The following is an 11,347-nucleotide window of genomic DNA, read 5'->3' as shown; positions in this document are numbered from 1 at the left end:
GTCAGGCCACATCCTCCAGGTTCTCGGCAAGGCGGCTCAGGGCCAACTCGACCAACATGTCCGGGTCGACGGCCTGGCCCGTCGAGACCACCTCGATCTCGACCGGAAAGTGGTAGTGGATGGTCGCGCTCTCCTGCTCGACGTACGCCTCGGCCTCTGCCGCGCTACCGGGCCCGGCAACCACCCACTCACCCTCGTGAACTACGGCGAGCCCGGTGCTGAGCACCTTGCTGGCTCGCCATGCTCCCGTTCCCTCGGTCATCAGGGCAGCGAACTCAGGTCGCCGACCTTGGGGTCGACCTTGGCGGTCAGACTGAATCCGCTGAAGGTCGCCGCCGGTGCCCCGGACACCGTCGCCGTGGTCGGTGACGCGCTCGTGATGAGGCAGTCCTCGAGTACGAACGACGAGAAGGTCCAGTCGTCGCCGACCAGCTCGAGCAGCGAGATGTTGAACAGCTCGCCGTCGATGGCCAGCTTGGTGAGCTGTCCGACGATCGGGCCGATCGCCTTGACCGTCATCGAGAAGTTGATGGTCGGTGGCGAGTAGATCGCTCCGATGTGGCTGGCCTCGACCGAGTGCAACGGCTCGACGTTCATGGCGAACGACGGGCTGAACGAGTCGATCGGCGAAATGGTGAAGGTCTCGGAGCCCTTGGTGTAGGTCACCGCGAGCTTGGTGTTCCATTCAGGCATCTCAGAATCCTTCTCAGAACTTGGCGACGAGCGTGACCAGCAGGCGGCTGACGGCGGGGCCGTAGGTGATGGTGACGACCAGGTCGACGGTCCGGTTCTCCCGCGCGGTGGTCAGGATCGCGGTGTCGATCGTGGTCCGGGCCGCCTCCGGAATCCTCAGGATGTCGAGCACCGGGATTTCGACCTTGTAGTCGTCGATCACCGCCTGCCGCTGCAACGGACCGAGGATGCTGTCGACCTGGACCTTCAGCTGGGTCATACCGGCCTTGGTGATCCGCGAGTCGCCGATCAGACCGATCAGACCGGCGCGCAGGTTGAACTCGATCTGGTCCAGGGTGCGAACCAGGTCGACGTGCAGCATGCTGGCATCACTGGTGAAGAGGCGGCCATCGGCGAAGTGCAGGCTCTCCCCGGTGATCAGGGCCGGATCGATGACCGGGGTCAGGTTCGCCTCCGAGAGGCCCTTGATCTCACTGGGGCTGTACTGCTGGGCAACCGGGATGGTGATGCCCCGGATCTTCTTCAGCACGATGCTGTGGTGCACCGGCAGGCCGGCGACGGCGGCCATCGCGGCGGTGGCCGCGTCGACGGTGGCACCCCGAGCGGCGATCATCACCATCCGGCTGGTGCTGCTCTTGAGCGAGGTGACGTCGGCGACGATGTCGGCGACGTAGGTGGCACTCTTCGCCTCAGCCGGGTCGACCATGGCGAACCCGAGGCGCCGCTGCCCCGCCGCCGACATCGACTCGACGTGTGCCTTGAGCGCATGCAGGTTGGTTGCCGCACCGCTGCCGGCCGGGGTACCGACGGCAACCTCGTTGGCCAGCGACACCATGGTCACGTCGTCGGCCGCTTCGAGACCGGCGAGCGCTACCGCGTAGTCGTCACCGCTGACCTTGACGCCGTACACCTTGGACGGGCGAGGATCCTGGAGGAAGGCCAGCTCGAGGGAGTTGTAGAGCGCATTGCGCAGGACGTTGCCGGCGTTGAGCCGGGCGAAGTTCGTCACGGCGTCGTCAAGGGTCTCGATCCGCACCGGCGTATTGGGCGGAGCAGCACCCCCATCCGCTCCGGACGGTGCCTTGCCCACGACCGCGATGACGCCGGGTGAGCGCTGCGCCAGCGGCGCAGGAGGTGGCACGATCTTGACTTCCACGTACGGGTAAGCAGCTGCGATAGCCACTGATCCTCCTTAGATAGACGGCACCGCGACGAGTCCGATGCCTTCCCTGCCAAGCCACTCCCCGGCTCGTGCGAACCGCTGTGCCCGTTGCTGTTCCGCCGTCCCGGCCGTCCCGCCCGGCCAGGCGTCGTCGTCGAAGACGGCTTCCGGCACCATCCACACGACGACCACCCGGGCCCGGCGACGTACTGCCGCCTCGGCGGGCAGCTCCAGTCCGAGATCCTGGGCACGGGCACGGATCAGCCTGCTCTCGGCCAGCAGCCCCGCGAGCGAGAAACCCTGATCGCGTACGAGGATCGCGGCGGCGAAGGGCAGCGGCCTGGCGCTCGGCTGCACATCGCCCGGTTCGGTGAACCGGACCTGGACCGTTCCCGCCTGCGCCTGTCCGCGCAGCCGTACCGTCAGATCAGAGACACTGCGCGCCCCCACCCCGGCAAGTACCCGGTCAAGGTGGTTCTCGGTGAATCCGGCCGGCTGGTCCAGACCGGATCGCATCCGAGCCAGTACCCGGGATCGCCGCTCCGCCTCCAGCACCTGCGGGTCGGTCGGAAGCGAACCAAGCTCGGCGACGATCTGCTGGTCGACGTCGAGCGACGGCAGCGCGACCTCGACCATCTCGATCCGATCGACCATCGGGGCGGTGCGTACCACCAGCGCGCCGCGCCAGATCGCCTCGGCACGCAGGGCTGCGGTGTGGCCCAGACCGTGCAGGCGTAGGCGAAGTTCGGTGCGCTCCAGGCCACCCGCGCCGAGCAACTCCCCTTCCACGACAGCGGAGGGCGGCTCCGCGAACCCGAGCCGCAGTTCGTCGAAGACGGGCGAGTACGGCGTCGACACCGGCATTGCCTCGGTGTCGAAGGCCGCCTCCACGAGATGGCCGAGCGAGGCTTCGGTGAAGAGCGCTGTGCGTGCGGCCGGGTCAGCCAGGCGCACCAATACGCTGTCGACAAAGTCCACTGTCGCGACCTCCCTTCGGCGCAACACGGTGACAGCCCGCCATCACCCCGTCGTCAGCGCTGCGTCACCGTGCTCAGCACTGCTTCGCGAAGGCGGCACCGTGGCGGGTTCGGTGGTGTGGGCGACGGCCCCGACGATTCGGGCGGGCCGGTTCGTGGTCGTGATCCGGACCCGAACGATGGACCCATCATTGGCGGCATCCCATCCCAGAACACCTTGATGGCGGTGATGCCTGACAAGGCGTACGACTGCCGCCAACAGTGCAGAGCCGAACAGAAGAATGGCGACCACAATTACATTGATGTTCTTGGAATAGCGTCCGCCGCCATCCGTCACCGGTACGTCACACCGGCCGGCGGGACGCCCATCGCCGCAGGCTGTCGGCCTGATCTCCGGGTCGGGATTCAGACATTGACCAAAAGATCCACGAACCCCACGCTGAACGCATGGGGGCACCACAAGACATCAGCCTCACCTTGCTGGGTGGGTTTTCCCTGCTCATCGAAAGACAACCGGTCGACGTGCCGGTAAGCGCCCAGAAACTCCTTGGGTTGCTCGGTATCCGGGGCCCAATGAGCCGCAGCCGCATTGCCGGCACACTCTGGCCCGAGGTTGCCGAGGACCGGGCCATGGCCAGCCTGCGTACCAGCATCTGGCGGATCCAGCAGTTGCACCGCGGCATCGTCGCCGCGACGGCCAACACCGTCGAACTCGCCGGAACGGTCGGAATAGATGTCCGGGAAATGACAGCGACGGCCCGCCGCCTCCTCGACGAGCAGATGGGGGATCTTCCGCTCTGGTGGCTCAGCGCCCGGTTTCAGGGCGACCTGGTCCCCGACTGGCCCGAGGACTGGCTGGTCGTCGATCGTGAACGGTTGCGACAGCTGCGCCTGCACGCCCTGGAGCGGCTGGCCGAGCGGCTCACCGATCAGGGGCGGTACGGCCTCGCGCTGGAAGCCGCCCTCGCCGCACTCCGTGCCGACTCGCTGCGGGAAACCGCTCATCGCGCCGCAATCCTGGTGCACCTCGCCGAGGGCAATCTCGGTGAAGCGATACGCCAATTCCGGCAGTGCCAGGAGATCCTGCGTGAGGAGTTCGGAGTCGAACCGACACCGGCCACTTCCCAACTACTGCGTGGCCTCGTCGCACCGGTCTGAACCGCCATGTCACAAGCAACGCCAGTGACCCGTACGGTTGTCAATTGGTGTTGCAGACATCCCGAAGGGTCTGCACATCCCTGGACGTCCTGGCCTGCACCGCCGCATAGTCCCCCGACACCATCCCCGCCAGTATGAAGCGCATTTCCGAAAAGTCCTGCGACAGCGCCACCGTCACCGGATGGACGGCTCCCTCCGCCTCCAGACTCGCACCCATCATCCCCTGGTACGCCTCCGTCGCGGCGGCCTGCTGGCTCAGCCTGGTCGAACCTGCGGTCCGGTAGTACCGGTCGACGACCGCGAGTGCCTCCGCGCAGCCGGCGGGGAGCAGTGGCTCCAGCGACATCGGCGGTCCCAGGTCGGGCGTTCGAGGTGCCGTGCCGCCTGGTCGAGGTGCCGTCGCGCTCGATCCAGGCGATGTCGTGTCCGGTGCCGCTGCGCCTGTTTCCGGACGGGCAGGTGCAGCCGGTGAGGTCGCCGGAGCTGACGGGACCTCCGAACCGGAGAACGGGCGGGCCGGGAAGGGGTCACGCGGAACCGCATAGGCGAGGAAGGCGATGATGGCCGCGGCAACGCCACCGAGCGCCCCCACCGCAGCCCAATCCAGCCTGAAGACCACGGAGCCTCGCCCGGCGCCAGCCTCTTTCCGTCGTTGACCGTCGATACGCCAACTGTAGTTACCGCCACCAGTCACTGTCCGGTCGGACGCCCCGGGGATCTGCCCCGGGGTCCGCGCCACACAGGGGCCAGTTTCTCTGCCACCCGGGTGGTACGTCTCAGGCCGGGCAGGTCAGATCGCGTACGGGCAACCTGCCGGAGAGCAGATAGCCGACGGCGGCTTCCTCCACACAGGCGTTCGGGTACTCCCCGAACACGGCGTGGTGGCTCACCGGGACCGTGACCAGGCGAGCGTTGGGCATCATCCGCCGGGTGGCCAGCGCGCCCGGGTACGGGGTGGCAGGATCACCCACCGAGTTGATCAGCAGCACTGGAACCCGGCTACCGGTGAAGCTCCGCATCCGACTGCGGTCGACCTCCGGCCAGAACGCGCATGGCGAGATGTTGGCGGCGGCGGGCCCGAAGAACGGGTAGGTACGGCTGTCGGCCACGTGTTCGGCCCGGTACCGCGCAACCTCGGTCGGCCACCTGTCGTCCGCGCAGGTGACGAGGAAGTACGCCGCCACGGCGTTGTCCGCCGGGGCCGGCGGTGGCGTGTCCCAGCGGCCCGCGTTCATCATGAACGCGAGGTCGGCCGGAAGCGGCTGACCGGCACGGACGATGCCGAGGAATCGACCGAGGTAGTCGAACCGGTTCTCGGCGTAGAGCATCCGGAAGATCAGGGTCCGGAGTTCGGCCGCGGTGAAGATCTCCTCCCCGACCGGCAACGGCTCGTCCTCCGCCCGCGCGACGAGTTCGTCCACCACCTGGCGCACCGTGCGGGCATCCCTACCCAGCCCGTACCGGGCATCGTTCCTGGCAGCTGACGAGGCGAAGAGCCAGAGCATCCGTTCGAAGTTGGGGCCGAACGCCCGCAGATTCTCTCGACCGGATACCGTCGGATCGGTGTTGCTGTCCAGCACGAACCGGTCGACCCGGTGCGGGAAGAGCGTGACGTACGCCCGCGCGAGGGTCGTGCCGTAGGAGTAGCCGAGGTACGACAACCTGCGCTCACCGAGGGCCGCCCGGATCAGGTCCAGGTCCCGCGCCGAGTCGGCGGTCGTCGCGTACGGGATGGCCCAGCCGGCGTGTGCGGCACAGCGTCGCGCGATCGACCTGGCCTGTGCCACCTCGGCGGGGAAGCCCGCCGCTCCCGGCCAGCGCAGGATCGCGATGTCCTCACCGACCAGGCCGCAGGTCGCCGGTGACGATCGGCCGACGAAGCGTGGATCGAAGCCGATGAGGTCGAACTCCTGGAGCACCTGCGGATGGCCGGCGAGCAGTTGGGCGATGTACTCCGGCAAGCCGAGACCGCTTCCGCCCGGCCCGCCCGGATTGACCAGCAGCACCCCACGGCGGCGCGACGGGTCGGCCGCCCGCAGACGTGAGATGGCAAGGTCGATGCTCGGCCCACCCGAATCAGCATGGTCCAGTGGCACCTGGACGGTGGCGCACTCCAGGCGACTGCCGACGTCACTGCATGGGCCCCAGGCAAGCGGCGGGGCTGCCGGCTCGGCCGCGACGGCAGGTGGGGCAGGCAGCAGAATCCCGAGAATCACTGCGGCGATGGCGGTCCTGACTCGGCTCATTCCATACATCTAACTTCATCAGTCATCATCGCAGAAGAGGTCGATCGGTCGACGCCCTCTCACTTCTCCCCATTCACTGACGCACCCGCGGTCGAGTCGCCGGGCTCCGAACGGCTTGATGTCGTCGCGGATCTCCCATCGCACCGGAGGGCGCCCGAACCAGGGCGGCAGGACGATGGCCTGCTCGGCGACCCAGCGTCGGGTCCCACACAACACCTTGCGGTCGTCGGGAGGGCTTACGACCGGAAACCCGGTGCCGACGTGGTGGTCGAGGTGGCAGCAGCATCGGCGGTATCAAGCCAATCAGACGACACACCCAGGGCCAGGTGATCGGTGACTGCGACGGTCCTACGCCGATGACGCCGGCACAGTCGAAGCCTGTACGACACCGACCACAGGATAGCCTGCCGCCACGGCCGCGGATTTGGTGTTGTCGCCACTGTCTTGTCGGGCCCTGATCTTGCTGGGTGTCGCGTCGGGCGGCTGGGGCCCGGGGTAAGCGCAGACACGGAAGGCCGTTCTCCGGATATCGTCGCCTCGTGCTCATCGTGTGCGAGCTATGCGGATACAGCGACGACAGTGGCAGCCCATATTGCCTCGAATGCGGCGCCAGGTTGCCCGGTCCGGTACGGCCGGCATCGAGCGAGCTGACGTCGGCCCCGATCGGGTCTACGCAAAACACACCCAAGGCTGCGGCGGAGGATCAGTCCTCGCAAACGCCGGCCGCACGATCGACCTTGCCGCGCAATCTGTTGCCCGTCGTACTGCTTGCGGTGCTCGCACTGGCCAGTGGCACTCTCTGGCTGACCCGCGATCCCACGTCGCCGGGAGGGCATGGGCAGACTGAGGCTGCACCCCCGGCCTATCCGCCGATTCTGGCCCCTACTTCCGTGTCAGGCGCACCATCGAACCCGCCTTCCACTGTGGGTAGCCCAACTCCGCAGCCGCAGGAGAGCACTCGCACGCCCGCCCAGCCGAAGCCCGGAACAACCAGCCGACCGGTGGCCCGGACAACCACTGCCGCTCCCCCACCCCCGGCCAGCAAGCCAGGTTTCCTACCGCCCAACCCGCCCGGCCGCAGCATCACCGGCAGCGCCACCGCAGCCTGCCGCTCCGGCGGCTGGTACCTCAATGTTTCGGCCAGCACCGTGGGCTTCACCGACACCCGGGTCATCGTGCACACCAAGAACCAGGACGGAAGCTGGACCGGTGCGAACCTCGACGGCGGTCCAACCCGGTTCAGTGGGCCGGCACCGAGGCCCGGCGACGGCTCCTTGCCTTCCTCGGCAGCGTCCATCGCATGGTTCGTTTGGGCGCTGGACGAGAACGAGGACGAGGTCAGCTCGAATGTGTTCACAACGAACAGACCGGCATGCGCCGGCTGACTGCCCGGCAATGATGGAAACCTCAGTCGACTCCTTCCGAGGGCGCTACTGTTTGGCAGCCCCGCCAGCGTTGGTGATCTTCTCGCTGGCCGCGTTTGCACGGTCGCTGAGCCAGGCCACCACGTTCAGCTTCGCCTTGACCGGAGGGCAAGGTTCGCACCCTGACAGGTTCGCGAGCGCGGTTGGCGGCCTGTCTCGCCTGAGCCGGCCTTCAGCAGGTCGATCGCCGTCTCGTCGTACATGTCGACTGGGTGGCTGGCTGTTCCGCACCGCGCTGCGCCCTCCCGTGCGGCCCGGCCACGTCTTCTCTGCGATCGAAATGGCCACCTCACTCCCCGCTGGCCTGGCTTGGCACTCCAATGTCGCTTGATCTTGACGCGGACAGTCTCATGATTGTCCGGCGGCGGTCCGACGAGGGGTTCGTCAATGTCCGGCAGTCTACGGCTGCGTGGACGAAGGCCACTTCCCCAGCGCGCGCACCGCAGTCGAAGACACCGCGGCCAGTTCGGGCTGCGCAGGCAGAAACACCGTGGGGACACCCAGCGACTCGTTCATCGCGGCGAGCTGGTACTCGGTCCGAAGGTCGGTGGTGTTACGCACGCCGCGAACGATCACTCCTACTTCATGACGATGGCAGTAGGTGGAGGTCAACCCGCTCCAGGCCGCAACGGTGACGGAGGTCCACTCGACCGGCAGAACGGCCCGAACAGCAGCCGCTCGCTCCTCTTCGTCGGTGCCCGGATGCTTGATGCTGTTGACCGCGACGAGCACGACCACTTCGTCGAAGAGGTCGCGCGCCCGGTTCACCACATTCAAATGCCCGGGGGTGAAGGGATCAAAGCTGCCGGGATAGACGGCTCGCACGCGTACGCGACCGGTAGTGCATGCTATCGAACGCGGCCCTGCCGATGGTTCGGGTGTCACGGCCGCAAGACTCGCTGTGCATCGCGGATGACCTGCTCGGAAGCCAGTGGGGCCCAAGAGGCGAACAGTTCCCGGAAGTAGGTACAGCGGTGAAACACCTGGCCGGTATTTGCCAGCTCCCGCCAGCTTCGTCCACGGTCGCAGGCGCCGTACAGATAGACAGGCTCCTCGGCGTCGACACCAACGAGATCGCGTAGCACAGCACGATCGGCCCCATCGAGCAGGGCAAGGTCGAACCCGTCGGTGCCGTAGACGGCGTGGGTAAGGCCCGCGGCTTGCACCTCACTGCCGCAGCCAAGCGCGGCGAGTCGTTCGCTGACTCGACACAGGTGGGCGTACAGGTTGCCCCCGGGATGCACGATCTGCTCAGCTCCATGCCGGCGGAGCCAGACCCGCACGCCGTTGTAAGTGCTCATGGCCCGACTGTAGGTATCGACTGTCGGATTCGCTGGCCCCTGGGCGTGGGCAATATGTCACAGCACCCTGGATACGTCTGGCACTCCGGAGACGGGCCGTTTCTTCCCGCCGCGCCGCTGCGACAGGTCCAGGTCCCGACACTCACGTAGCTGCCACGCGCAGATCGATACGAAGCAGCCCCTGGGTCGTGCCGACGGCCAGCGCTTCCGGGCTGATCGGAGTCAGGCAGGTGGCGGCGGCATGCAGCGCGATCGTACGAAGGTGATGGCCGGTGGTCGGCTCCCACAGTTGTAGCGTGGCGTCGACACCGGCGGTGACGAGCACCCTCGCACCGTCCGGCAAGCGCACCATCGCCAGCGCCACGGCACCGTACTCGTGGCCGATCAACGGCGGACACACCGGCCGGCGAGCGGCGAGGTCCCATACGTGAACCGCCCTGTCTCCGCCACAGACCAGCACCCGCCGCCCGTCAACGAGCTGCCCGAAGGCCAGCGACTGCACGGTGCCGCCGCCGATCTCCGGCTGCTCGATCAACCGGCGGTCGGTCAGGTCCCACAGCGCGACCCGACCACGGCTGTGAGCGGTAGCCACGATCTTGCGCCCATGTGCGTCCTCGCCCACGGCGCACGCGTACACATAGCCGTATCCGCTTTCAGCATCGGCGAACGGCCGACCCACGGGTGTCCCGTCCTCGGCAAGCACCTGTACGCCTTCGTCACCCCAACCGATGACCAGTACTGGCCGACCGTCGGGAAGGTGGGTCGAGAGCAGCACGCTGGTCGACCGTCGCGGCCAGACGATGGGCGCACCGCGGAGCCGGCCGGTGACTCGGTCGTAGCTTCGTAGGACGGAGGCGAGTCCGTCGGGATACTCCTCGGCGACGCAGACGACGAGTTCCCGGCCGTCGAGCTGGCGTAGGCCGGCCACGGCCACCCGTCTCACGCCGCTGATCCGCCGACCGGAGGCGTCGACGTGAGGGGTGATCGTCTCTCCGACGGATGCTCCCGTGATCGCGTCCCAGCACCCGAACCGTACGGTCAGGACCGGCAGAGATGACCACGGGCGTCGACGCTTCCCCGGGCGAGGGCCCAGGTGCGGCCGGAGGAAGGAACGCGAGCGAGGACACGGCTGTGATCGCACCGGCGGACGAGCCGTACCGGCAATCGGGCCCGCTGCCCTGGTCGTCACCGTGTCCCTGCCAGATGTCGACGTCGCTGTCACCACCGGCAGTCCAGGTCTCGGGTAGTTCCCACACCCGGGCGCCGTCGTCACCGGCGGAGACCAGCACCACGCGACCGTCCGGCAGCGTGTCCGCCGCGACGGATCGGACCCGCCCGAGATGGCCGAGCAACGGCGGCCCGAACGGGCTGCCCGTCACCGTCCACAACCGCAGCGACCCATCCTCACCAGCGGTGACCCAACCATCATGGCCATCCGGCAGCCGGATCGACGCCACCGCATTGCCCCACTGCTGGCAGCCCCAGACCCACCGGTGTTCGGTCATGGGCTCCTGGTTCGTCAGATCTTCGATCGACACGTGGTCGTCGCCACCAACAGAGGCGAACACCGTCCGGCCGTCCGGCAACCGGGTCACCGCGACTCCATAGACGGTCCGTTTGTGTGCGCCGTAGCCATAGACGTCGCTGTCGCTGTCGCCGTCGCCGTCGCCGTCGCCGTCGCCGTCGCCGTCGCCGTCGCCGAGCAGCGTGCCGGAGGCGAGGTCCCAGACGAGCACGTCGGAGTCACTGCCGGCCACCACGATCGGCCGGTCGGGGGACATCCTGCCGACCGCCAGCGCCATCACCGCGCCCTGCTCGTCAGCGCCGAGCGTACGTAGCAGTTCGCCGCTGCCCAGCCGGTGGATCCGGATCATGCCGTCCACGCCAGCCGAAACCGCCACCGGTCCAACATCCGGCAGAACGCCAATGGCGACGGCGTACACCTCCGCACCGATCGACTCTGTCGACGCCCACATGAGGCCCGGTCCGCCTTCGAGACTCCATGCCCGGACCACGCCGTCCACGCCGCCGGACACCGCGACCAGGTGCCCGTCCTCTCCCCGACCGACAGCAACCCCGCAATCCTCCCCGTGCCCGGCATCGAACCGGGCCAGGCGTTCGCCGGACACCAGGTCGTAGACGTCCAGACCGCCGTACGCACCGAGCACCGCGACCAAGCGACCGTCGGCCAGCCGCCCCGCCGCGACCGCCGACAACGGTTCCCGGTGCAACATCCGATGCGGGTAGGGCCGCTGACCAACCCGCAACCACCGCACCGACCAGGCTCCGCTCGGGCTCCGATCGTCCACCACATCGGCCAGGAATCGCACACCCGACCTGTGTGCCGCGTACTGCCCACCCGGGTGGGACTGTTCCCTAGGAGCGA

Annotated in this window: 11 protein-coding genes; 1 reads left to right on the top strand and 10 read right to left on the bottom strand. The window is 67.8% G+C overall.

What is annotated here, in order from left to right; genetic code table 11:
- Nucleotide 1: 1 nt before the first annotated feature.
- The 4 genes from ACFQ4H_RS05920 to ACFQ4H_RS05905 are packed head-to-tail and all read right to left on the bottom strand — an operon-like array spanning nt 2 to nt 2,833.
- Nucleotides 2-262: a hypothetical protein gene (locus tag ACFQ4H_RS05920; protein ID WP_377567806.1), complete on the bottom strand. Its 261-nt coding sequence runs from the start codon at nt 260-262 to the stop codon at nt 2-4.
- Nucleotides 262-693: a hypothetical protein gene (locus ACFQ4H_RS05915; RefSeq protein ID WP_377567804.1), complete on the bottom strand. Its 432-nt coding sequence runs from the start codon at nt 691-693 to the stop codon at nt 262-264. The genes ACFQ4H_RS05920 and ACFQ4H_RS05915 overlap by 1 nt, the downstream gene beginning before the upstream one ends.
- A gap of 13 nt (nt 694-706) precedes the next feature.
- Nucleotides 707-1,876 (bottom strand): hypothetical protein, encoded by a 1,170-nt coding sequence (locus ACFQ4H_RS05910; RefSeq protein WP_377567802.1) that lies wholly within the window; start codon nt 1,874-1,876, stop codon nt 707-709.
- 9 nt (nt 1,877-1,885) lie between these two features.
- A complete protein-coding gene (locus tag ACFQ4H_RS05905) occupies nt 1,886-2,833 on the bottom strand; it encodes a hypothetical protein (RefSeq protein WP_377567800.1) in 948 nt (315 codons plus the stop codon).
- A gap of 572 nt (nt 2,834-3,405) precedes the next feature.
- Between ACFQ4H_RS05905 and ACFQ4H_RS05900 the strand changes: the two genes are divergently transcribed.
- Entirely contained in the window at nt 3,406-3,990 is a 585-nt protein-coding gene (locus ACFQ4H_RS05900; RefSeq protein ID WP_377567798.1) for an AfsR/SARP family transcriptional regulator, read from the top strand.
- A gap of 40 nt (nt 3,991-4,030) precedes the next feature.
- On the opposite strand, the gene ACFQ4H_RS05895 is transcribed toward ACFQ4H_RS05900, so the two are convergent.
- From ACFQ4H_RS05895 to ACFQ4H_RS05870, 6 genes are all read right to left on the bottom strand, one after another.
- Nucleotides 4,031-4,336, bottom strand: coding sequence for a hypothetical protein (locus ACFQ4H_RS05895; RefSeq protein ID WP_377567796.1), 306 nt, complete (start codon nt 4,334-4,336; stop codon nt 4,031-4,033).
- 430 nt (nt 4,337-4,766) lie between these two features.
- On the bottom strand, nt 4,767-6,236 hold the full coding sequence (locus tag ACFQ4H_RS05890; RefSeq protein WP_377567794.1) for an alpha/beta hydrolase: 1,470 nt from the start codon (nt 6,234-6,236) through the stop codon (nt 4,767-4,769).
- Between the two features lie 1,823 nt (nt 6,237-8,059).
- Nucleotides 8,060-8,485 carry a pantetheine-phosphate adenylyltransferase gene (gene coaD / locus ACFQ4H_RS05885; protein WP_377567792.1) on the bottom strand — a complete coding sequence of 142 codons (426 nt, stop codon included), beginning with the start codon at nt 8,483-8,485 and terminating at the stop codon, nt 8,060-8,062.
- 56 nt (nt 8,486-8,541) lie between these two features.
- Complete coding sequence (locus ACFQ4H_RS05880; RefSeq protein ID WP_377567790.1) at nt 8,542-8,961, bottom strand: DUF6817 domain-containing protein; 420 nt, start codon at nt 8,959-8,961, stop codon at nt 8,542-8,544.
- 142 nt (nt 8,962-9,103) lie between these two features.
- Nucleotides 9,104-9,736, bottom strand: a complete 633-nt coding sequence (locus tag ACFQ4H_RS05875; RefSeq protein ID WP_377567788.1) for a WD40 repeat domain-containing protein — start codon at nt 9,734-9,736, stop codon at nt 9,104-9,106.
- Nucleotides 9,678-11,195 (bottom strand): WD40 repeat domain-containing protein, encoded by a 1,518-nt coding sequence (locus tag ACFQ4H_RS05870; protein WP_377567786.1) that lies wholly within the window; start codon nt 11,193-11,195, stop codon nt 9,678-9,680. The genes ACFQ4H_RS05875 and ACFQ4H_RS05870 overlap by 59 nt, the downstream gene beginning before the upstream one ends.
- Nucleotides 11,196-11,347: the final 152 nt, after the last annotated feature.

Source organism: Micromonospora sonneratiae (assembly GCF_042679305.1).
Classification (GTDB): domain Bacteria; phylum Actinomycetota; class Actinomycetes; order Mycobacteriales; family Micromonosporaceae; genus Micromonospora_H; species Micromonospora_H sonneratiae.
The sequence above is the reverse complement of the archived record's forward strand: the minus strand, read 5'-3'. Positions and strand labels throughout refer to the sequence as shown.

Excerpts from the sequence above, each read along its gene's own strand:
- ACFQ4H_RS05920 (WP_377567806.1), bottom strand. The coding sequence starts at position 262 with ATGACCGAGGGAACGGGAGCATGGCGAGCCAGCAAGGTGCTCAGCACC.
- ACFQ4H_RS05915 (WP_377567804.1), bottom strand. The coding sequence starts at position 693 with ATGCCTGAATGGAACACCAAGCTCGCGGTGACCTACACCAAGGGCTCC.
- ACFQ4H_RS05900 (WP_377567798.1), top strand. The coding sequence starts at position 3,406 with ATGAGCCGCAGCCGCATTGCCGGCACACTCTGGCCCGAGGTTGCCGAG.
- ACFQ4H_RS05895 (WP_377567796.1), bottom strand. The coding sequence starts at position 4,336 with ATGTCGCTGGAGCCACTGCTCCCCGCCGGCTGCGCGGAGGCACTCGCG.
- ACFQ4H_RS05890 (WP_377567794.1), bottom strand. The coding sequence starts at position 6,236 with ATGAGCCGAGTCAGGACCGCCATCGCCGCAGTGATTCTCGGGATTCTG.
- ACFQ4H_RS05880 (WP_377567790.1), bottom strand. The coding sequence starts at position 8,961 with ATGAGCACTTACAACGGCGTGCGGGTCTGGCTCCGCCGGCATGGAGCT.
- ACFQ4H_RS05870 (WP_377567786.1), bottom strand. The coding sequence starts at position 11,195 with ATGTTGCACCGGGAACCGTTGTCGGCGGTCGCGGCGGGGCGGCTGGCC.